The sequence below is a fragment of the Mycobacterium intermedium genome, assembly GCF_002086275.1.
Classification (GTDB): domain Bacteria; phylum Actinomycetota; class Actinomycetes; order Mycobacteriales; family Mycobacteriaceae; genus Mycobacterium; species Mycobacterium intermedium.
This window is the reverse complement of sequence record NZ_MVHT01000027.1, coordinates 29,449-52,876: the sequence shown is the minus strand read 5'-3', so window position 1 is coordinate 52,876 and position 23,428 is coordinate 29,449. Positions and strand designations below refer to the sequence as shown.

At 66.4% G+C, this 23,428-nt stretch carries 7 protein-coding genes and 1 pseudogene; 3 read left to right on the top strand and 5 right to left on the bottom strand.

Features of this window, described 5'->3' with window-relative positions; genetic code table 11:
* Positions 1-26: 26 nt before the first annotated feature.
* Positions 27-18,452: pseudogene (locus BST27_RS12005) on the bottom strand (amino acid adenylation domain-containing protein); the annotation flags it as partial.
* A 59-nt stretch (positions 18,453-18,511) separates the two neighbouring features.
* Complete coding sequence (locus BST27_RS12000; RefSeq protein ID WP_069418255.1) at positions 18,512-18,733, bottom strand: MbtH family protein; 222 nt, start codon at positions 18,731-18,733, stop codon at positions 18,512-18,514.
* Positions 18,734-19,234: 501 nt separating this feature from the next.
* On the opposite strand from BST27_RS12000, the gene BST27_RS11995 reads away from it, so the two are divergent.
* Positions 19,235-19,504, top strand: a complete 270-nt coding sequence (locus BST27_RS11995; protein WP_069418317.1) for a YdeI/OmpD-associated family protein — start codon at positions 19,235-19,237, stop codon at positions 19,502-19,504.
* A 3-nt stretch (positions 19,505-19,507) separates the two neighbouring features.
* Here BST27_RS11995 and BST27_RS11990 read toward each other — a convergent pair whose 3' ends face one another.
* Complete coding sequence (locus BST27_RS11990; protein WP_069418254.1) at positions 19,508-21,064, bottom strand: succinic semialdehyde dehydrogenase; 1,557 nt, start codon at positions 21,062-21,064, stop codon at positions 19,508-19,510.
* Between the two features lie 26 nt (positions 21,065-21,090).
* Positions 21,091-21,219, bottom strand: a complete 129-nt coding sequence (locus BST27_RS34490; RefSeq protein WP_264000808.1) for a hypothetical protein — start codon at positions 21,217-21,219, stop codon at positions 21,091-21,093.
* A gap of 355 nt (positions 21,220-21,574) precedes the next feature.
* Here BST27_RS34490 and BST27_RS11985 point away from each other — a divergent pair, with 355 nt between their 5' ends.
* A complete protein-coding gene (locus tag BST27_RS11985; protein ID WP_139805118.1) occupies positions 21,575-22,279 on the top strand; it encodes a VldE C-terminal domain-containing protein in 705 nt (234 codons plus the stop codon).
* Between the two features lie 140 nt (positions 22,280-22,419).
* Entirely contained in the window at positions 22,420-22,638 is a 219-nt protein-coding gene (locus BST27_RS11980) for a three-helix bundle dimerization domain-containing protein (protein ID WP_139805117.1), read from the top strand.
* Positions 22,639-22,655: 17 nt separating this feature from the next.
* Here the strand turns inward: BST27_RS11980 and BST27_RS11975 are convergent, their stop codons facing one another.
* Positions 22,656-23,282 (bottom strand): M14 family zinc carboxypeptidase, encoded by a 627-nt coding sequence (locus BST27_RS11975; protein WP_069418252.1) that lies wholly within the window; start codon positions 23,280-23,282, stop codon positions 22,656-22,658.
* Between the last annotated feature and the right edge of the window lie 146 nt (positions 23,283-23,428).

Sequence of the window (23,428 nt, the reverse complement as noted above, 5' to 3'; positions counted from 1 at the left end):
GCGAAGCAAAGTCAGCATCGTCCGGCCTAAAGCAGCCCGAGACGCCGCAAGTCGGTGACGTACTTGATGATGATCGGCGCGCAGACGTGCGGGATGTCGCGGTCAGGGCCGATTTTCGCGTCCTGCACCGCCCGGCGGAACCGATCCGTGGGGGCGTAGGAACCGCGGGTCGACTTGAGGGGCTGCACTCGCCCGGAACTGCGCAGCAACAACATCTGCAGCACCGAGTGGCGACGCTGCCGCTCCGGCAGGGCGCGCAGTGCGGCCTCGAAGCGCGGCAGCCACTCGTGGAAGCCACCGACGCGCTCGATGGGGTAGCCGGCTTCGATCAACCAGTCGACGTACTCGTCGAGGCCGATGCCGTCGTCGTGCGGGTTCATGACGTGATAAGTGTGGAAACCCAGTGGGGACGAGGCGACCTGCGCTCCGAGCGTGGCAATGGCTTCGGCGACGAACCCGACCGGCAGCCCGTCGAAATGGGCGCGCCGCCGGTGACCGTCGGCGTCGAGCTCGTAGAAAGAGTCGGGCGCGATGCCGGTGGCCATCAGGCTCAACACCATCCGGGTGACGGTGTCGGAAATGTTGAGCTGACCCGCGAATGTCTCGTCGGCCAGGATCATGTCGCAGCGAAACACCGCCACCGGCAGTGCGCACAGGTCGTGCGCTTCACGCAACAGCACCTCGCCGGCCCACTTGCTGTTGCCATAGCCGTTGGCAAGGCTGCCGTCGATGGCGCGAGCGGGGCTGATGATCCGGATATCGGCGTCTTCGGTGAAGACTGATGGCTCGATCTGGTTGCCTACGTCGGCGGTCGACACATACGTGTAGGGCTTGAGCTTGGTGGTGAGCGCGATCCGGAGCAGTTCGGCGGTGCCGACGACGTTGGGCCCGAAGAGTTCGCCATAGGACAACACGGCGTTCACCACGGCCGCGGAGTCGACGATGACATCGACGGTGTCCGCCAGTCGTTGCCAGGTAGCCCGGTCCAGGCCCAGATTGGCCTCACCCTTGTCGCCGGCCAGGACCTCGAGGTGGTCGGTGGCCAAATCCTGGTAAAGCCAAAGCATTTCCGGATCGGCGGCAAACGTCTCGTGGAGCCGGCGTCGCGCGTCCTCGTCGGACTCGGCCCGCACCAGACAGATCAGCGTGCCGTCCACCAACTCCATCTGCTTGAGCCATTCCAGCACCAGGTAGCGACCCAGGAAGCCGGTCGCGCCCGTGAGCAGGACGGTCCGCACCTGCGCGCTCGGTCCGGGCAGCCGTGCAGCTTCCGCCAGCGTCGACGCGTCGAGGAACTTGTCCAGCGTGAGGTCGGCGGCACGCGCCTCGCGGGCATCGCTACCGTGCACCGACACGACGCGGGAATCCACCGGGATGGCGACGCTCAACTGCCGTCTCAAGGCGCGCACGGAGGGGGCACCCAGCAGGGTACGCACGGTGAGTTCGGCGTCGAGTGCGTTGTTGATGGCGGTTATTGCGCGCATCGCCGAAATGCTGTCGCCGCCGAGGTCGAAGAAGGAGTCGTCGACGCCGACGCGATCAACGCCCAGCACCTGGCTGTAGATGCCCGCCAAGATCTCTTCCGTCGCGCTGGTCGGAGCCCGGTAGGCGTCCGTGTCACGGTATTCCGGTGCCGGGAGGGCGCGGGAGTCGAGTTTGCCGTTGACGGTGAGCGGCAACGCATCCAGCTTCACTACGGCGGCCGGCACCATGTAGGACGGCAGCCGTTCGGCTATCGCCGGGCGGACCGCTGCGGGGTCAGCCGTCCCGGTGACGTAAGCGACCAGGCGCTTGTCTCCGGGGCGGTCCTCGCGGGCGATCACCGCGGCCTGATCCACTCCGTCCAAAGCGGCGAGCGTAGCGCGGATCTCGCCCAATTCGACTCGGAATCCCCGGATCTGGACCTGGTCGTCGGCGCGTCCGACGTAGCGCAGTTGACCGTCGACGCCCCAGTAGACCAGATCGCCGGTGCGATACATCCGCATACCGGGGCGACCGAAGGGGCTGGCGACGAACCGCGCGGCCGTCAGTGCACCGCGGCGCCAATAGCCCAGGCCGACGCCATCACCCGCCACATACAGTTCGCCGACCACACCCGCCGGTACCGGACGTAACCACCCGTCCAGCACGAACAGCGCGGCGCCGGGAACCGGCGACCCGATCGGCACAACCGAACCCGACGACTCCGCCGAGCTGGGCTGCCACGGCGTGCTTCGCGCCGCGTCCACGGTGGTCTCGGTCGGGCCGTAGGCATTGATCGCCACTCGCCCATCGGCGGCCCACCGGTCCGCTACGTCGGGCGGGCAGTTTTCACCGCCCAGTACCAACGTGAGCGATTCCAATCCCTCCGGCGAGAGTACCCCCGCGGCCGACGGGCTCAGGTCGAGGACGGTGACCTGTTCGGCGACCAGCAGCGCGTGAAAGTCGGTGGGCGACTCCATGATCGACTCGGGGACCACGACCAGTCGCCCGCCGCGCAACAGCGCACCCCAGATCTCCCACACCGAGACGTCGAACGCGTACGAGTGGCACTGTGCCCACACTCCCCCGCGTGGCAGCGACGCATCGAGCGATTCCGCCAACCGCGTGACGTTCTGGTGCGTTACGGCCACCCCCTTCGGCGGCCCGGTGGTGCCCGAGGTGTAGACGACGTAGGCGAGGTCGTCGGCGGCGGGTGCCGGCAAGTTCGTGCTCGGGTAGCTGTGCTGCCGCGGATCGTCGACATCGACGACCGGGAGGCCGTGGCCGTCGAGCCGTTCGGCCAGCTCGGCGGTGGTGATCGCGGCGACCGGTGCGGCGTCGGTGAGCATCTGATCGAGTCGTGCCGCCGGCAGCGCTGGGTCGATCGGCAGATACGCCGCACCGGTCTTGAGCACCGCCGCAATGGCCACCACCGCCTGGCTCGATCGTGAAAACAGCAGTGCGACAATAGTTCCGGGTCCAGCACCGTGATCGGCCAGCAGCCGGGCCAACCGGTTGGACGCCTCGTCGAGTTCGCGGTAGGTCATCGACGAGCCCGCGCAGGTCAGCGCCACCGCATCTGGGGTGCGCGCAACCTGGGCGGCGAATGCCTCGGGAACCGACGTGGTGACTGCGGTTGCGTGCAGCAACGCCGCCCGGCTGGCCCACTCATCCAGTTGGGCACGCTCGGCCACCTCCAGCGGATCCAGTGCCGACAGCGCGAGCCCCGGCTTGTCGGTCATCGCGGCCAACGTTCGCTGCAACCGCCCTGCCAGCGCCTCGATGGTCGCCACGTCGAACACATCGCTGCGATAGTCGAGGCGAAGGCTCAGTTCCGGACCGGCCGCGGGCGAGGCCGCCAGCACCAGGGGATAGTGCGTGTGTTCCCGGGTTGTCACCCCGGTGACGACGAGTCCGTCGTCACCCAACAGCGCGCCGGGGTCGACGGGATAGTTCTCATAGACGCACAGGGTGTCGAAAAGCCGGTGCTGACCGGTGATGCGGTGCATGTCGCGCAACGCCAGATGCTGATGCTCGACCGTTCGCTGGTGCAGGGAGTGCAACTGCTCCAGCAAACCCGCGGTGCTGGTCGACGCGGTGACGGTCACTCGCACCGGAATTGTGTTGATGAACAGCCCAACCATCGAATCGGCGCCGGCCAGTTCGGCGGGTCGCCCCGAGACCGGCACACCGAAGGCGACGTCCTGCCGACCTGTCAACCCCATCAGCAGCAGCGCCCACGCCGCCTGCAGCACGGTGCTGACGGTGGTCTGACGCTTGCGTGCCAGCTCGGTCAGCGCCCGGGTGGTGGCTGCGGGCACGCGAACGTGCACGACGGCCCGTGGGCCCAGCCCCAGCCGGTCCGACGGGCCGACCAGGGTCGGCGTGTCGAACCCGGCCAGCGCGTCGAGCCAGGCCGCCGTGGCGGCGTCCAGGTCCCGCGCGGCGACCCAGCTGACGAATCGGCGATACGGCGCCGCCGCGGGCAGCCGGTGCCGGTGGTAGCCGGCGAAGATCTCCCGCAGCAGGATCGCCATCGACCAGCCGTCGAGCACGATGTGATGGTTTGTCAGCACGAACCGGTAGCTGTGCGCAGCGGTGCGGATCAACATCACCCGAAACGCCTGTCCCCCATCGAGATTGCACACCGCGGCACGTTCGTCGGCGCAAAGTCGCTGAATCCGATCCTCGCCGTCGAGGGCATCGAGTTCCTCGTACCGCCACGGGGCCACGGGATCGGCCGTGATGATCTGCACCGGCTCGTCGAACTGCGCGCTGAAGCGGGCCACCAGGTGGGGATGCCGGCGAACGACCGCCTGCGCGGCCGCGCGCAGGCGGTCGGGGTCCACCGCACCGCGCAGCGCGATGTCCAGTTGCACCGTGTACAGCTCGCCCTCGTCCGCCGAGCGCGGCGCACTGCCGGAGTGAAACAGCAGCCCCTGCTGCATCGGGGTCAGCCGCAGCACGTCAACGATCGGGTGTTGGCGCTGTAGCTCGTCGATCTGGTACTGGTTCAGCCGGGCCGGAGCGATGTCCGACGGCGTCAAACCGCCGCCCCCGCGCCGCACATGAGCACAAATGCCGGCGAGGGCATCGAACCACAGTTGGTTGAGCCGGTTGATTTGTGTGGCATCGACTTTCGACGTGGCGTAAGTCCAGTTGGCGCGCAGCCGCGGTCCTGCGCCGCCCTCCACGGTGGCGGCGTTGACCTCGACGGTGTGCATAAGCGGCATGGCGATCGCAGTCGCGGCACCGGCCACCGGCGCGCCGTCCGGGCAGACCCGCCATTGAGTGCCGTCGCCCTGAGCGTAAGCGCCTAGGCGGCCAAGGTAATTGAAGCCGATCGACGGGTCGGGTCCGGCCAGGTCGACGTCGGGGTTCAGGTAACGCAACGCCCCGTAGCTCAGCGCATCCGGCACGGCGCGGAGCTGTTCCTTGGCGCTCTTGAACGCGACCCCGAGCGCCGCGTCGCCGCTGAGCACTTGCGCCCAGGACAGTCCCCCTACGCCCAGCGACACCGGGTACTTGGTGGTAAACCACCCGACCGTGCGGGACAGGTCGAGATCGGCGGCCAGCTCCTCGTGACGTCCATGGCCCTCGACATCGATGCCGATCGGCTGACCCGTGGTGCCCAGGAACTCGGCCCACGCCAACCCGAAAGCGATCAACAAAATGTCCTGCACCCCAACATGAAACGCCGTCGGCACCACACCGAGCAGCATGCTGGTGGTGTCGGCGTCCAACCATTCCGTCAGGTGTCCGGCGGTGACCAAGGTGTCCAGCGATGGCTGCACCGCCGGTAGCCCCGGCGCGGCCGCCGCTATGTTCCGCCAGGTGTCGGCGTGGCTCACCACCGCGGCCGAGCTCGCGTACTCCCCCAGCAGCGACGACCACCGCTGGAACGATGTGGCCGGCGCCGGCAACATGACCCGCTGGCCGCCGCGAAGCTGAGCCCACGCGATATTGACGTCTTCCAACAGGATCCGCCAGGACACCCCGTCGACAGCCAGGTGATGGATGAGCAAGGCCAGCTGGCCCGTTGGCGGCACCCATACCGCACTGACCACTGCCCCGGCAGCCGGATTCAGCCGCGACCGCGCCGCCACCAGTGCCTCGTCGGACAGCGCGTCCACCGTTTGCAGGCAGTCGCGCGCATCGACGGATCCCGGCGGCGGCACGGTCAGGGACCAACCCTCGTCGACCCGCAACCGCAGCATCGCGTGCCGGTCCAGCAGAGCTTGCAGCAGCACAACCACGTCCGCTTCGTCGGCATCGCCGGGTGCGCGCAGCACGACCGTCTGGCTGAAGTGCTCGATCGGGCCTTCGACCTCTTGTAGCCAGTGCATGATCGGGGTCGCTGAGACGGTTCCGACACCCTCGTTGACCGGCGCACCCAGACCGTCGACCGCGGTGGCTACCAGCGCCAGCCTGGCCACGGTCTGTTCTGCGAAGATGTCGCGCGGCTTGCACACCACGCCGGCCGCGCGCGCCCGCGCGACCACTTGCATGGACAGGATGCTGTCGCCGCCGAGTTCGAAGAAGGAGTCGTCGACCCCTACCCGCTCCAGGCCCAACACCTGGGCATAGATATCTGCGAGGATTTGCTCGACCGTGTTGTTCGGAGCGCGATAGCGGTCCGGGGCCTGGTAGTCCGGTTCCGGCAGCGCACGCACGTCGAGCTTGCCCGAGGTGGTCAGCGGGAACGCGTCGAGCACCACGAGCTGCGCGGGCACCATGTATTCCGGTAGTCGGGCGCTCAACTGGTTACGCACCGCGGTGAGCTTGGTGTTGGCGTGCGGGTCGTTGGCGTGGCAGCCAGGCCGGCGGCCTCTGGCGGGGGCGACATACACGTCGGTCAGCGGGCCGGCGTCCGTGGTGAAAACCGCATCGAGGGTGCCGCGTTCGGCGCCCCAGGTGACGGCAACGTGGTACCCCGTGGTCTCGCCCAGGCGGTGCAGCTGTTCGGGGGTCACGGCGTCGAAAGTGTCGGCGGCGAGCGCATCGGGCAGCGGCAAGCCGCCGGCGAGCGCGTCCTCGGTGCGGACGTCGGTGATCAGTCCGGCACGCGGAATCGCGGTGATGCGCACGGCGACAGGGCGTTCGCTCACCAGCTGTGCGTGCAGGCCGTCCAGCTGCCCGCATTGGGCCCACGTCCGGGTGGGTGCGTCTGCGACTGAGCGCACCGCAGTGGGTGCCTTGTGGACGACGACGTCATAGCGATACCGGTTGAGTTCGTTGTCCGCGTCGCCACGTTTGACCTGGATGTCGAGTCCGGCCACCGACCCGCATTTGGTCGCCCACGTGGTGAAAAAGTCCGGCGCCAAGAGCAATTCGGATTCGTTGGTGATTCCGCGCCTGACTCGTTGCCGGATCTCGGCGGCGTCGGCGGGGTCCCCAGGGTCGGTGGTGTGCGCCAGGGTGATCGCGGTCTGGAACGCACCCTGCAGGGCGTAATTGCGCACATCGCCGATGAACAGCGCGCCGCCGGGCGCCACCAGCTCCATGACGCGGTCGATCAGGTCCGCCAAATATCCCTCGTTGGGGAAATACTGGACGACCGAGTTGAGAATTACTGTGTCGAACTCGTTTTCGGGCAGTCCCTCGGTCACATGGGCCGGTCGGGTCAGCAACTGCACGCGGTCGCGCCAGGGAATGTGGGACTGCTCCAATGAGCGGGCCAGGTTGCCGATCGCGACCGCCGACATGTCTGTGGCGACATAGTGGTCACACTCCGGTGCGAGCTGTGACAGCAAGAGTCCGGAACCCACGCCGATCTCCAGCACGCGTCGTGGCCGCAACTCCTTGATCCGGGCGACCGTGGCCGAACGCCACTCCAGCATCTCCTCGAGCGGGATGGGAGCATCGCTGTAACTGCTGTTCCAACCCAGAAAGTCCATACCGAACTCGGGCGCTCCGGCGCGTGTTTCGTAGAGGTCGTCGTACAGGTCCTGCCACCGGTCGACGATTTCGTGGTCTCGCACCGTGTCCCGGTTCACGGTGTTGCGCTGCAGGGTGAGGTAGCCGACGAGGTGAGCACCGCCCGCGGGTGTCTGACGCATCCTGACGACGGCCTGACTGACCTCTGGGCATGCCACCAAGGCGTTTTCGATTTCGCCCAATTCGATGCGGTACCCGCGGAGCTTGACCTGTTCATCGGCACGCCCCACATACCGGAGCTGCCCGTCGGCATCCCACGACACCAGATCCCCGGTGCGATACATCCGCATGCCCGGCCGGTCCGGGCCCGCGAACGGACACGCCACGAAGCGTTCCGCGGTCAATCCGGCCCGGCGCCAATACCCCAGGCCGACACCATGACCCGCGACATACAGTTCGCCAACCATCCCGGCCGGCACGGGACGAAGCCACGCGTCCAGCACGAAGAACGCAAGATGGGTCAACGGCCCTCCGATGGGGCTGGCATTGTTGTCCAGGTCGCGAGGCTCGATCTCACGGTATGAGGCATGCACCGTGGTTTCGGTGGTGCCGTACAGGTTGATCAGGCGAGGTGATCGCGGCAGTTGGCGCAGCCATGTCCGAAGTCGATTGGGTTCCAACGACTCTCCGGCGAACAGTACTGCCTGCAGTTGCAGCTGATCTGAGAGTTCGGGAGCGAGGGCGCTTTGCAGCGCATAGAACGCCGACGGTGTCTGGCTGAGGACGCTGACGCGTTCCGTGACGAGCAGGGCGTGGAAATCGTGCGGTGAGCGGGCCACCGATTCGGGGACGATAACCAGCCGGCCGCCGCTGAGCAGCGCGCCCCAGGTCTCGCACACCGAGACGTCGAACGCCAGGGAATGCCACTGCGACCACACTCCCCGCGGTGGCAGCTGTCCCTGCAGCGTCTGCATCAGTTGCACGACGTTGTGGTGGCTGACGGCGACACCTTTCGGGTTACCGGTGGTGCCCGAGGTGTAGATGAAATACGCGATGTCGCCGGGGGCCGGCGTGGGCAGTCCGAGCCGTGGCTGGCTGGCGCTGCCAGGGTCGTTGACGTCGATGACCAACAGGTTGTGTTCGTCGAAGCGCGCGGCCTGATCGGCGGTTGTGATCGCGGCGACCGGGGCGGCATCGGCAAGCATGAAACCAACCCGCGCCGCCGGCAGGCTTGGATCGATCGGCAGGTAGGCCGCCCCGGTTTTCAGGACCGCCAAGATCGTCACGATCGCCTGCGGTGAACGTGAAAGCAGCAGCGCCACCGACTGTCCCGGACCTACGCCGTGACCGGCCAGCCGGTACGCCAACCGGTCCGAGGCCTCGTCGAGCTCGCGGTAGGTCACCGACCGTCCCTCGAAGGACAGCGCCACCGCTTCGGGCGTCTCGGCGGCTTGCCGGGCCCACAGCACCGGAATCGACACAGCGGCCGGCGCCGGCTGATCTACCGTGCTACGGTTGCCCCACTTGGCCAACCGCGAGTATTCCTCCGCGGCAAGCAAATCCACCGACCACAGCCGCCGGGTCGGGTCGGCGGTCATGGCCGCCAAGACCCGCTGGAACCGCTCGATCAACGCCTGGATGTCCGTAGCGTCGAAGACGTCCGCGTCGTATTCGACCCGGAACGCGAGTTCGGTCCGCGGCAGGGCCTGGATCGTCAGTGGGTAGTGGTTGTAGTCGTGGCTGGTGGTCTCCTTGACCGTCATTTCGTCCGGTCCCGCGGACGCACCTTGCAACGAGCCCAAGTCGATCGGATAGTTCTGGTACACGAACAGGGTGTCGAACAGTCTCTCGTGGCCGGCGATGCGGTGAATCTCGTTGAGCGCCAAATGCTGATGCTCGAGTGTGTCGTGGTGAATGGTGTGCAGCTGGTCGATCACGTCCGCGACCGTGGCCGCCGCCGTGCAATTCACCCGCACCGGCACGGTGTTGACCAGCAGACCGACCATGGATTCCGCGTCCACCAAGTCGGTTGGCCGCCCGGAAACGGGTACTCCGAAGGCGATGTCGTGCCGGCCGGTAAGCCACATCAGCAGCTGGGCGTAGGCGCCCTGCAGCACGATGTTGACGGTGGTGTGACGGGAACGCGCCAGCGCGCGGAGGGCCTCATTTTGCTCGGCGGGCAGCACAAACGAGGTCACGCCGCGCCGTCCCACCCCTAGCCGATCCTGCGGGCCGACCAGGGTCGGGGTGCCGAATCCGGCAAGCACGCGGCGCCAGGCGGCGTTGGCGGCATCGAGGTCTCGCTCGGCCAGCCAGGACACAAATCGCCGGTACGACCCGGGCGCAGGCAGCCGCCGCCCGTGGTAGCCGGCGAATATCTCGCGCAGCACAATCGGTATGGACCAACCGTCAACCACGATGTGGTGATTTGTCAGCACAAAGCGGTACCGGTCCGGCGCGGTGCGAATCAGTGCGACTCGAAATGCCGGCGGTTGGGCCAGGTCGCACACCGCGGCTCGTTCGGCGTTGCGCACCAGCCGCAGCTGATCTTCGACATCCGCGTCGCTGTCGAGCTCCACATAACGCCAACCGGCTTGGGGATCAGCTGGGATGAGCTGCACCGGTTCGTCGAATTGGCCGCAAAAGCGTGCCGCCAGATTGGGATGCCGGATGACCACCGTGTGGACCGCTTCGCGCAGCCGGTCGGGGTCAAGTGCGCCGGTCACCGCCAAGTCCAGCTGCACCGCATACACGTCATCGCCGGCGAGTGAAGTGCTGGCGTGAAAGAGCAGTCCCCGTTGCATGGGGGTCAGCGGCAGCACGTCGGCAACGCTGTATTGCCGCTGCAGCTCATCGATCTGGCGCTGGGTCAGCCGCGCCGGCACGATGTCCGACGGTGTCAAGCCGCCTCCGCCGCGACGCACCTGCGCGCAAATGCCGGCCAATGCGTCAAACCAAAGCCGGTTGAGTCGTTCCACCTGTGTTGCGTCGAATTGCGATGTGGCCCAGGTCCACTCGGCATGCAATAGCGGACCGGCCACGGTATCGACCGTCGCGGCGTTGAGCTCCATCGTGTGCATGAGCGGCATTTCCAACCCGGCGCTGCTGCTGGTACCGGGCCGGTGTGAGATCCGCCAGCCGTCCCCATCGGTTGTCGCCGCGCCGCCCAGACGGCCCAGGTAATTGAATCCGATCGGCGGCTCGGACCCGGATAGTTCTACGTCAACATTGAGGTAGCGCAGCACGCCATAGGTCAGGCCGGCCGGAAGGGCCCGGAGTTGTTCCTTCATGCTCTTGACGGCACCGCCCAGCGCTGCGTCGCCAGTCACCACCTGCGCCCAACTCACCTCGCCCGGGGCGAGCGCCACCGGATACTTGGCCGTGAACCACCCGACCGTGTGGGTCAGGTCGACCCCGGAGGCGACCTCATCGTCGCGCCCGTGGGCTTCGACATCGATGCCGATCGACTGACCCGGGGTGCCCAGGAATTCCGCCCACGCCAGGGCGAATGCGATCAATAGAATGTCCTGCACCCCAGCGTGGTACGCCGCTGGCACGTCACCCAGCAGCAGGCGAGTGCTCTCGCCGTCCAAGGTCGCCGAGAAGCGTCCGGCAGTCGCGAACGTGTCGACCGCGGGGGCGACGGCCGGCAGTGCAGCGGGCACCGCCAATACCGTCCGCCATGCTTCGGCGGTGTCGATCACCTCCGCCGCATGCGCGTACTCGTTCAGCAGCGACGCCCAGCGCCGAAACGATGTCCCCGTGACGGGCAACACCACCGGGTGGTGGTTGCGATGCTGGGCCCAGCCAACGTTGAGGTCTTCCAACAGGATCCGCCACGACACACCATCGACCGCCAGGTGGTGAATGCAGAGCACCAGTTGGTTGGCGTCGGAAACCCACAATGCGCGCACCATCGCGCCGGTGGCGGGGTTCAACCGAGAACGGGTCTCGAGCAATGCCGCATCCGACCAGGTGTCGACCGTGCGCAGGCAGTCGGCCGCATGCACGGATCCCGGCGGTTGCGTCGTCAATGACCAATCGGAGCTCACCCGCAACCGCAGCATGGCGTGTCGATCCAACAAGACCTGCAGCAGCACAGCCACATCCGCCTGGGTCACACCGGCGGGTGCCTGCAGCGACATCGTCTGGTTGAACTGCTCAGCCGAGTTACCGATGCTCTGCAGCCAGCGCATGATCGGCGTGGCCGGCACCGCACCGACACCCTCGTCCACCGTGGTGGCCGCGTCCCCGAGGACGCCGGCGACCCGGGCAACGCCGGCGACCGTTTGCTCGGTGAAGAGATCGCGCGGTCGGCAGAGCAGCCCGGCCGCCCGGGCCCGCGCGACCACCTGCATCGCCAGGATGCTGTCCCCGCCCAGATCGAAGAACGACTCCTCGACGCCGACGCGGTCCAGGCCGAGCACTTGCGCGTAGATGCCGGCCAAGACCTCCTCAACGGCGTCGGCGGGTGGGCAATACCGCTCGGCACTTTGGTATTCCGGCGCCGGCAGAGCGGCGGTGTCGAGTTTCCCGTTCACCGTGAGCGGCATCGCGTCCAGGACGACTATTGCGTTGGGCACCATGTAGGGCGGCAGGTGCTCGGCCAGCCCGCTGCGCAAGGCGGCGGGGTCTGTGTCGCCGGTGACGTAGCTGACCAGACGCCTGTCGCCGGGGCGGTCCTCGCGGACGATCACGACGGCTTGATGAACGCCGTCCAGCGCGGCCAGCGCCGCCTGAACCTCGCCGAGTTCGATTCGGTAGCCACGGATCTTGACCTGCTCGTCGGCCCGGCCGACGTACCTCAACTGGCCGTCGGCACCCCAGTAGACGAGGTCGCCGGTGCGATACATCCGTTGGCCTGGCGATTCCTGGCCGCCAAACGGACACGCCACGAACCGCGACGCCGTCAGCCCGGCCCGGCGCCAATACCCGACGCCGACTCCCCGGCCCGCCACGTACAACTCGCCCACCACACCGGGCGGCACCGGCTGGAGCCACCGGTCGAGCACGAACAGCGCCGCGCCCGATACCGGCGTGCCGATCGGAGGGACACCGGAACCGGGGGTGAGGGGCGCGCTCATGCACGCATAGATCGTTGTCTCCGTGGGGCCGTAGGCGTTGATCATGACGCGGCCGTTGGCCCAGTGGTCGACCAGTGCCGACGGGCAAGCCTCACCGGCTAACACCAACGCCGCCGATTCCAAACCCTCTGACGCCACAACACCCACCGCGGAGGGGGTTTGGCTGAGCACGTCGATCCGTTCGGCGGCCACCAGTGCCTGGAAATCGGCCGGTGATGTTGCTACCTCCTCGGGCACCACCACCAACCGGCCGCCGCTCAACAGCGTGCCCCAGATTTCCCACGCCGAGACGTCGAACGACAGCGAATGCCATTGCGTGGCGGCAAATTCCGTTGTGTTGGAGTGCGATTCGAAGAAGCTGCCAACCCGGAAGAGCTGGGTGAGGTTGTGGTGGGTGATCGCCACCCCCTTGGGAACGCCGGTGGTACCCGAGGTGTAGATCAGGTAGGCGATGTTCTGGGCAGACGGCGCTGGTGACACAGGGGTGCACGGTTGAGCTTGGATGCCGGGATCGTGAACATCGATGACCTGCAGGCCGTGCCCATTCAGTCGGTCGGCGAGTGCCGCGGTAGTGATCGCGGCGACCGGCTCGGCGTCGGCGACCATGAACCCGATTCGCGCCGACGGCAGCGCGGGATCGATCGGCAGGTAGGCAGCCCCTGCTTTGAGTACCGCCGCGATCGCGACGACTACCTCGGCAGACCGCGAGAACAGCAGTGCGACATAAGCGCCCGGGCCTACGCCCAAACTGGACAGTAAGTGGGCCAACCGGTTCGACGCCTGATCGAATTCGCGATACGTCATCGACAGCTCGCCGCATGTCAGCGCAACCGCATCCGGGGTGCGGGCCACCTGCGCGGCCAACGCCGCCGGGATCGACACGGCCGGCGGGACGGGTTGCCGCAGCACGCAACGGTTGCCCCAGCCATTCAGCCGCGCATGCTCAGCGACATCGAGTAAGTCCACCGACGCCAGCGCACGCCCCGGGTTGGCCGTAACCGCTTCCAGCACCCGGCCCAACCGGTCGACGAACGCCTGGATGGTAGCGGCATCGAAGACGTCCGTGCGGAACTCCACCGTCCCGCCGATGCCCGCCGCCTCCCCGGCGTCAGTCCAGCGCTCCCCCAGGGAGAATCGCAGATCCATCCGCGCCGTGCGGGTGTCGACGGGCAACACACTCACCTGCAGGTCACCGAGATTCAACTCGGGTGACGTGTTGTTCTGCCACGCCACGAGCACCTGGATCAGCGGATGATGGGTGAGTGAGCGGGCCGGGTTGAGCCGCTCGACCAGCATTTCGAATGGCACGTCCTGGTGTTCGTAGGCGGCCAGGCTGCGCTCGCGCACCTGGGCCAGCAACTCGGTGAAGGTCAGGTTGTCGGTCAGGTCGACGCGCAGCACCAATGTGTTGACGAAGAATCCGACCAAATCGTCCAGTGCCGGGTCACCACGGCCGGCGATCGAAAACCCCAATGCGACATCAGAGCTGGCGCTCAGCCGCGACAACAACAGCGCCAGCGCGGCCTGGACCACCATGAAACTCGTCGCACCGTTCGCACCGGCCACCCGACTGATCCGCTGCTGCACATGCCGCGGCCAGTCCACCCGCACGCTGGCACCGCGATGGTCGGCAACCGCTGGGTACGCCCGATCGGTCGGCAGCTCCAGCCGTTGCGGCAGGTCGGCCAGTGCCCGTTCCCAATACGCCAGCTGCGTGGCCAGCGGGCTGCCGTGATCCGTCAGATCCCCGAGGTTCTTTCGTTGCCACAGCGTGTAATCGACGTACTGCACCGGCAAGTCCGCCCAGCCCGGCGCGTGTCCCGCGCACCGGGACCCATATGCCACGCCCAGATCACGGACCAGCGGAGCCATCGACCAGCCGTCCGCGGCGATGTGGTGTGCGGTGGCCACCAGGACATGCTCCGTTTTGGAGATCTTGAACAGACGTGCCCGCAAGGGAATCTCGCTCGCCAGCTCGAACGGGCGACGCGCCTCGGCGCCAATGGCATCGGCAAGTTGGTCCTCCCGCCACCCGGCGGCGTCGACAACCACCCGACCCACGTCGGCTTGATTGGCCGCCAATACCACCTGTTGGGGTATGCCTTCCGGCGCAACGAATACCGTCCGAAGGGTTTCATGGCGGGCGACCACGTCGGCCAGAGCGGCCTGCAGCGCCTCGGCGTTCAGGGGCCCACTCAGTCGCAGCGCCGCCGCCATGTTGTAGACCACTGAGCCATCCTGCAACTGGTCCAGGAACCACAGTCGACTCTGCGCGTACGACAACGGAATCACCGCGGGCCGCTCGGCCGCCGTCAGCGGTTCGAGCGCAACCCCCGTATTCAGGCGGGGCGCCAACTCGGCGATCGCGGGTGCGTCGAACAAGGTGCGCACCACCAGGTGGGCGTCCAAGGCCTTGTTGATCGCGGCGATCGCGCGCATGGCCGACAACGAGTCCCCGCCCAGGTCGAAGAACGAATCGTCGACGCCGACGCGCTCGAGGCCCAGCACCTGGGCATAGATTCCGGCAAGGATCTCTTCGGTAGGCGTCGCCGGAGCGCGGTACTGTTCGGCGCCTTGATATGTCGGCTCTGGCAGGGCGGACGTGTCGAGCTTCCCGTTGACCGTGAGCGGCAACGCGTCGACGCGCACCACCGCCGCCGGCACCATGTAGGACGGCAGTCGGTCGGCCAATGCCGCGCGCGCCTGAACGGGATTTACGGTGCCCGTGACGTAGCCGACCAGCCGCTTGTCGCCGGGGTTGTCTTCGCGGGCGATGACGACCGCTTGATCCACCCCGTCCACCGCGGCGAGCGCCGATTGCACGTCACCGAGTTCGATGCGATATCCGCGAATCTTGACCTGCTCGTCGGCCCGCTCCACATAGCGCAGTTGGCCGTCGGCGCCCCAACAGACCAAGTCCCCGGTGCGATACATCCGTCGGCCGGTCCCGCCGAACGGACACGCGACGAACCGCGACGCCGTCAATCCTCCGCGACGCCAATAGCCCAGCCCCACTCCCCAACCCGCCACGTACAGCTCGCCCACGACGCCGGCGGGGACGGGCCGCAGCCACTCGTCGAGTACGAAAAGTGCCGCACCCGCCACCGGCGAGCCAATCGGCGGCACACCGGTGCCTGCCTGCAGCGGCGCGCTCACCGCCACGTAGATCGTGGTTTCGGTGGGCCCGTACGCGTTGATCATCACCCGGCCGGGGGCCCAGCGGTCCACCACCGCCGCGGGACACGCTTCACCACCCATCACCAACGCCACCGAGTCCAGGCTCTCCGGCAACAAAGTACCAACCGCAGAGGGGGTTTGGGTGAGTACGTTGACACGCTGCGAGACGACCAGATTGCCGAACTCGGCGGGTGAGGCAACCACGTCGTCGGGGATGACCACCAGCCGTCCGCCACGCAACAGGGCGGCCCACACTTCCCACACGGAGAAGTCGAAGGCATACGAATGCCAGTGCGACCAGACCTGTTTCGACGCGTCGGGCAACCCCGCACCGACACCATCGAAAGACAGAATCAGCTGGGTCAGATTCCGGTGGCTGATCGCCACACCCTTGGGCACACCGGTGGTTCCCGAGGTGTAGATGATGTAGGCGACGTCATCGGCGGCGGGCATCGGCAGAGCGGTGGCCGGGAATGCCCGGACGTGCGGGTCTTCGGCATCGATGATCGGCAGCTTGAGCCAGGCGAAATCCATTCCGGCGGAGGCGATTGCCGCTACGGGAACGGCATCATCGACGATGAACGCCAGCCGCTCCACCGGCATGCGCCGGTCCAGCGGCAAGTACGCCGCTCCTGCTTTGAGCACCGCCAGTATCGCGATGATCGCTTGCGGCGAACGCTCAACGAGCAGCGCCACGCAGCTGCCAGCATTCACACCCCGGTCAACAAGCAAGCGCGCCAGTCGGTTAGACGCCTCGTCGAGTTCTCGGTACGTCCAGGTCGAAGCTCCGAAATTCAACGCGACCGCATCGGGAGCATGCGCCGCCTGAGCCGCCAGCACCGCAGGGATCGACACACTGGTTGGTAGCGGCTCGGACAACACCGCGTGGTTACCCCAGTCGGCGAGCCGAGCGTGTTCCGCCGCGTCCAGCAGGTCCAGCGACGACAGCGGCTCCGTCGGCTGCGCCGTCAGCGCAGTCAACACCCGCTGTAACCGCCTGACGAGCGCTTCGATGGTCGCGGCGTCGTACACGTCGGTGCGGAACTCCACCGTCCCGCCGATTCCGGCGGGCTGACCGGTGTCGGCGAAGCGTTCGCCTAGAAAGAAAGCCAGGTCCATCCGCGCGGTGTGGGTGTCGATGGGCATGGGATGGACCTGGAGATCGGCCACCGCCAAGTCGAGAGGCGTTGCGTTCTGCCAAGACAGCGAGACCTGGATCAGTGGGTGGTGGGTCATCGACCGGGGTGGGTTGAGCCGTTCGACGAGGGCCTCGAAGGGCACGTCCTGGTGCTCGTAGGCGGCGAGGCTGCGCTCCCGAACCTGGGCCAGCAACTCGGCGAAAGTGGGATCCCCGACGACTTGCACCCGCAGGATCAAGGTGTTGACGAAGAAGCCCACCAGGCGATCCAGTGCGGGATCACCTCGTCCTGCGATCGGAAAGCCAACCGCAACATCGGAACTGGTGCTCAGTCGGGACAGCAGCACCGCGAGCGCGGCCTGTACCACCATGAAGCTGGTCGCGTTGTGTTCGCGGGCCACATCACGCACGCGCTGTTGCAGCTCCGCCGGCCACTGCACCGCCACACTGGCGCCGCGGTGGTCGGCAACGGGTGGATAGGGCCGGTCAGTGGGCAGCTCCAAGCGCTGCGGCATCCCGGCTAGCACCTCGTGCCAGAACCTCGCCTGCGCGGCCAACGGGCTCTTCTCGTCGGCAGGATCACCTAGGCTGTCCCGTTGCCACAGCGTGTAATCCGCGTACTGCACCGGCAATTCGGCCCAGTCGGGATCATGACCCGCCCAGCGGGCGGCGTAAGCCGAACTGATATCGGCGGCGAGGACCCCGACGGACCAGCCGTCTCCGGCGATGTGGTGCACGACAACCACCAGCACGTGGTCGTCCTCAGTGAGACTGAAAACCTTTGCTCGGATCGGTATTTCGGTGGCCAGGTCGAAGCTGTGGTGTGCGGCGTGTTCGATGGCTTCGGTCACCCGGTCGGGCGACCATCCACTGACGTCGACGACCGCCCAACCGAAGTCGGCCCCGGCCGCCGGCCGCACCACCTGCCGCGGTATCCCGTCGACCGCCACGAACACCGTGCGCAGGCTTTCGTGGCGTCCGACCACATCGGTCATCGCGGTGGCCAACGCCTCATGGCTCAGCCTGCCGGACAACCGCAAGGCAACCGCCCGGTTGTAAACCGGTGAGGGCCCCTGTAATTGGTCGATGAACCATAATCGACTCTGGGCGAACGACAGCGGAATCACTTCGGGCCGCTCACAGGCGACCAACGGTTTGGAGCCGCCCGAGTCGCCGCCGAGGCGTGCGGAGAGTTGGGCGATGGTGGGTGAGTTGAACACCGCACCCAATGGCAAGTTCGCGTCCAGGGTCGAATTTATGGCCACGACCACCCGCATCGCGGCGAGCGAATCCCCGCCGAGGTCGAAGAACGACTCCTCGGGCTCGACCCCTTCGACGCCAAGGACCTCGGCGAATATCGCCGCCAGCGCCTGCTCGATGGCGTGGTCACGAGGGGCGTCCGGGTACTGCGGCCTCGGCAGTGCCAGGATGTCGAGTTCGCCGAACGCCGTCACGGGCAAGGCATCCAGTACCAGCACAGCGGATGGCACCATGTAGGACGGCAGGCGCTCAGCCAACACGGCGCGTGCCGCCCCCGGGTCAACCGCTGCGGCAATCGACTCCGTGACATAACCGACCAGTCGCCTGTCCCCGGGGCGGTCCTCACGGGCGATCACGAGCGCTTGGTCAACACAATCCAATTCGGAGAGAGCCGCCTGCACCCGATCTAGTTCGATCTGTTGCCCCCGGATCTGGACCCGCTCATCCGTCGGGCCCAGCCGCCGCAGCCGCTCATAAGGTTTCATTCGAACGCCACCCCCCGACGGCCGGCAATTCAGTGACCCGCGGCCTGCGACAGTCGCTCGCGCAGTCGTCTCGGACGGATGTCGGTCCAATTGTCGTCGATGAAGTCCAGGCACGCGGCGCGTGCCGCTGCGCCGAAGACCACCCGCCAACCGGCCGGAACCTCGGCGAATACCGGCCAAAGACTGTGCTGCTCGTCGTCGTTAACCAAAACGAGGAAAGAGGCCTGGTCATCGAACGGATTGGTACACACTCGTTCTCACCGCCTACTACAGATAGGTCAAGGGCCAGACCAGCGTGCGCGGAACCGTTTAGCAGATTACGGACCGGCCAGACAAACTTAACACCAGTAATCTTCAAATCGCGTGTTAATGGTGAGGGCCGATATTGCCGGAGAGGCGGAGTTAGCCCACGGGTCAGCGTCGAACTCACTCGCGCTCCTCCTTTGGTTTCGGGTGCGCTGTATCTGTTTGTGATTTCAGACCTCCCGCCCTGCTACCGGTCCCAACATCGGGGCAGCCGTGAGGGTCGTCTGGCCATCGGCCAGCGTTGGCCGACTCCCCCAGGTTGAGTCGCGGCCCTTGCGATGTCTTCGCGAAGTCCTTGCGAAATTCTTGCGTCCATGGAACGCCATTCGAGGCCGGACAATGCGGTGCCGGTAATTGGCGCCGTCAAGGTTCTTAATCCGAACGGGCACCATTTGGCCATCGGACCGGCCGCACGCGAGCCTTTCGGCCCGATCTACCCTTGTTCCGTGCCCAACGAGAAAGTTCCGGGTGGGGTGGTGCACAAGCTTCCCGCAGACCTGCGCACGGCGCTCGTCACCAACTCCACAGCACTTGCAGCGTGGCGGGACATCACGCCGCTAGCACGCAACGAGTTCATCTGCTGGGTGGAAGACGCCAAGCAACCCAAGACCCGGGAGCGCCGGATTCGCCGGACCCAGGAGGAGTTGGAAGAAGGCAAGCGACGGCCCTGCTGTTGGCCCGGGTGCAAGCACCGCGAGCGCACCGGCAAGCCCTAGTCGTTAGTTCCGGCCGGGTAGTTTCATCACGGTACGCACGATGGGCAACAGCGACTTCTGCCACAGCGTCGACGGGATACCAAGTGGCGGATCGAGATTGAACACCCGAGCGGCCGCTATCGTCTGCGATTCGGTGTACTTCAGCAGCCCCTCCGGACCGTGCCTGCGTCCCACACCGGACGCGCCCATCCCGCCCATCGGTGCGCTGAGGCTGCCCCAGGCGAACGCGTACCCCTCGTCGACGTTGACGGTTCCGGAACGCAATCGGGCGGCGATCTTGCGGCCCTGTTCGGTGTTGGCCGCCCACACGCTGGCGTTGAGCCCGTACTCGGTGTCGTTCGCCTTCTCCACCGCTTCATCGACGTCGGCGACGGGATAGATGGACACGAGCGGTCCGAAGGTTTCGTTGGCCGCGCACTCCATTTCGGGGGTGACATCGGTCAACACGGTCGGCTCGTAGAACAGCGGCCCGATGTCGGGACGCGCCTTGCCGCCCGCAATGATTTTGGCGCCCTTGGTCGTCGCGTCGTCCACGTGCTGCGACACCGTCTTCAGCTGACCTTCTGAGATCAAGCTGCCCATGTCCACGGAGAAGTCGTATGTGGTGCCGAGCTTCATGTTCCGCACCGCTTCGCCGAACTTGCGGGTGAAGTCGTCGGCGATGTCCTTCTCGACGTAGATCCGCTCAATGGAAATGCACAATTGGCCGGCATTGGAGAAGCAGGCCCGGGTGGCGGCCTTGGCGACCTTGTCCAGGTTGGCGCCACGGGCCACGATCATGGCGTTCTTGCCGCCAAGTTCGGCCGAGAAGCCGATGAGACGACGGCCCGCGTGTTCGGCCAGCCGACTTCCGGTGGCCGTCGAACCGGTGAACATGAGAAAGTCGCAGTTCTCGGTGATCGCGGTCCCGACCACCGAGCCCGGGCCCGGCACGATCGCGTACAGCGCTCGCGGCAGGCCGGCGCGGTATAACAGTTCGGCACATGCGAGCGCGCAGTACGGCGTCTGGCTGTCCGGCTTGAGCACCACCGCGTTTCCGGCGATCAGCGCGGGCACCGAGTCCGACGCCGTCAGCGTCATCGGGTAGTTCCATGGCGAGATAACTCCGACCACGCCCTTGGGTTGATAGCAAACCGTGGTCTTGCCGATCGCCGGCAGCAGGGATTGAACATCACGCGGCTTCAACAGGTCTGCGGAGACGCGAGCGTAGTAGTTGGCGTTCGCCATCAGGTCCACGATTTCTTCTTGCGCCGCCCAACGCGCCTTGCCCGCCTCGGCCTGCAGCAGATCCATGAGGAACTCGCGGTTCTCGATCACCAGATCGCGGTAACGCTTGATCACCTCAACGCGATCCGCAACCGGCCGGTTGGCCCATTCAGTTTGCGCCGCACGGGCTTTGGCAAAAGCCGCCTCGACATCGGCGGCCGTACCGACCGGGATCGTGGTCATCGGCTTGCCCGTAAAGACCTCGTTGATCGTGATGGTCTCGCGCGCGGCGACGTCCTCGATTGCGGCCAAGTTACGCAAGCGCTCGAAGGCCTCAGCTGACGGTACGGGCATCTCGTTACCTCTCGAAAAGGATCTATTCACCCTATCGCCTGCCCAAAGTCGTTGTTTTCAAACAAAATTGTCCGCTGCGTAAGTAAATGGTCGAAGCGGTCGAGATCGAGCGGGACACCGTCGGCGAGTGCGTCACCAAGCACAATGGCAGCCACCCTGTCCGCCCACCCTGGCCCAGACGGCCAGGCTGGCGAGTCGCACTACGCCGCTGGTCAGGGCTATTTGCCCGCGGCAAGCCATCGCGCTTCGTTTCGACTGCTCAAGGCCAGGTAGCGGGCGAGCCACGGCTGCGGCGCCATCGCTGCCAGAGTCAGCTACCTGCGGAGATCGTGGTTTGGCGGCCGCCGGATGGTGGCCAAGCGGCTTCAGCAGAACTTGAAGAGCCCGCACGCGTGCGCCGGCTCGGACCATGCTCCGAGTCTCAAAGAGGCCAACCGCTAGCCTCATTTAGCAGGTCCAGGCAACAAAGGGGTAACAAACGGTGTCCCTTAAGTCCCATACGCCACTAAGGTGCTCATCGTGGGCAAAATCCGGTTAGCCAATGGCGTACGCCGCTGGCTGGCGTTTGCGGCCTCGCTCACCGTCGCCGGCGGCATGGTCTACGCCCAATCGCACGAGCATCGCACCCACGCCCAGAATGAAGCCGCACCCGTGGTGGGAACCGCACCGGCCAGCGCGGCCGCGGCCGCGGCGGGCGCGGCACCGCACACCGCCAGTCCCGGTGAGGCGCAGGCACTGGCCGCGGCGGCGGCCTCCGCACCGCTTGCGGCCCAGGACTTCCAATTCGCGCTGCCGGCCGGCCGTGGGTCCGAGGAGGGGTTGCAGGTCAAGACGATCTGGGCAGAGCGTGTTATCAGCCTGCTGTTTCCACAGATCACCACCATTGGCGGGTACCGGCAAGACGCTTTGCAGTGGCACCCCAATGGCCTGGCGATCGACGTGATGATTCCGAACCACAGCAGTCCCGAGGGCATCGAGCTCGGCAACCAGATCGCTGGATTCGCGTTGGCGAATGCAAAGCGGTGGGGCATCCTCCATGTGATCTGGAGGCAGAAGATCTACCCAGGTATCGGCTCGGGTAGCTGGACGGCCGACCTCGGCAACGAAACCCTCAACCACTATGACCACGTTCACATCGCCACCAATGGCGGCGGCTACCCGACCGGGCACGAGACGTACTACATCAGTTCTATGAGCCCAACCCCACCCAATTGACAGCCATTCCCAAGGTTCGACGGTCTCGTTTCGAAAACACTTGGCGCCGTGGGAGAACCGTTGCGCAACGGTGTCATTCACGTGCCGGAACGCAGTAAACACGAGTTGACTCGGGCATGAACACGTGCGACTCTTTCGCCGTGATCGAGTTGAAAGAACAGACGATCATCGCCGAGGTGGCCGATCGGTTGACCCGCAAGTATTCGGCCATCCCCCCGGACACAGTTAGAGCAGTTGTGCGGCACGCCCATGAACGGTTCGACGGCCGCCCGGTACGCGAGTACATTCCGCTGCTCGTCGAGAGATACGCGGAGAAGGAACTCTCGCTCGCGTCCTTCGACGCAGGTCTCATTGCGTAGGCGACGTTTGCCACCGATCACCCAGCGATGACCCCCAGCAGGGCAACTCGGATTCGCTCCCAGACTGTCTTGGGGTCCGTCCCCTTTAGTACCTCGATCGTCAGGACCGCCGTTCCGCGGTCTCGTCCCGCGTAGGACCCAAGAGATCCCGGCGTCGGGGCAAATGCGGTCGACTCCTCCACGGGCAGTCCACTGGACGCGGCGAAACGCTCCGCGAGCGCGCGGGCGGGTCCGTCGAAGTTGACGAATTGGCGACCTGTCCAGGAGTGCAAGGCGATTATCAGCGCCGGGTTCAGGCTCTCGATCAGGTCACGCACGATGCGTGACTCCGGTTGGCTAAGCGGCTCATGACCACTCGACGGATCGGCGGCGTCGAAGTTGGACGCGGGAAAATTCCGGTTGATGTCGATCCGGTTCGCGTTCTCGCGGGTGCCCGCGGCTCGGCCATCGGGGTTTGCGTCCTCGAGGATGGCGAGAGTGACGGCGTCGTCGAGGCGCGCCTCGGCGAAGGCCGCAGGCAACTCCCTGATCGAGTAAGCGCCTTCGGTCTCGTCGCCGTGAATACCTCCGATGACCAACACCTTGCGGGGCCCGTGCCCGAGGGTCAGCAGCCGAATGGGTCGTCCCTGAACCGAAGTGCCCACGGCCCTCCAGCCGTCGACGCTCGCGGCCGACGGGGGCGCCGGTTCCGCGGTTCCCGTCGGGGCCGTTGTCGCAGCCGTCGGCGCAGGATTGACCGGAATCGGCGGCGAAGCAGCAGGGTGATTGGATCTCTTTGAGGTGCAACGCA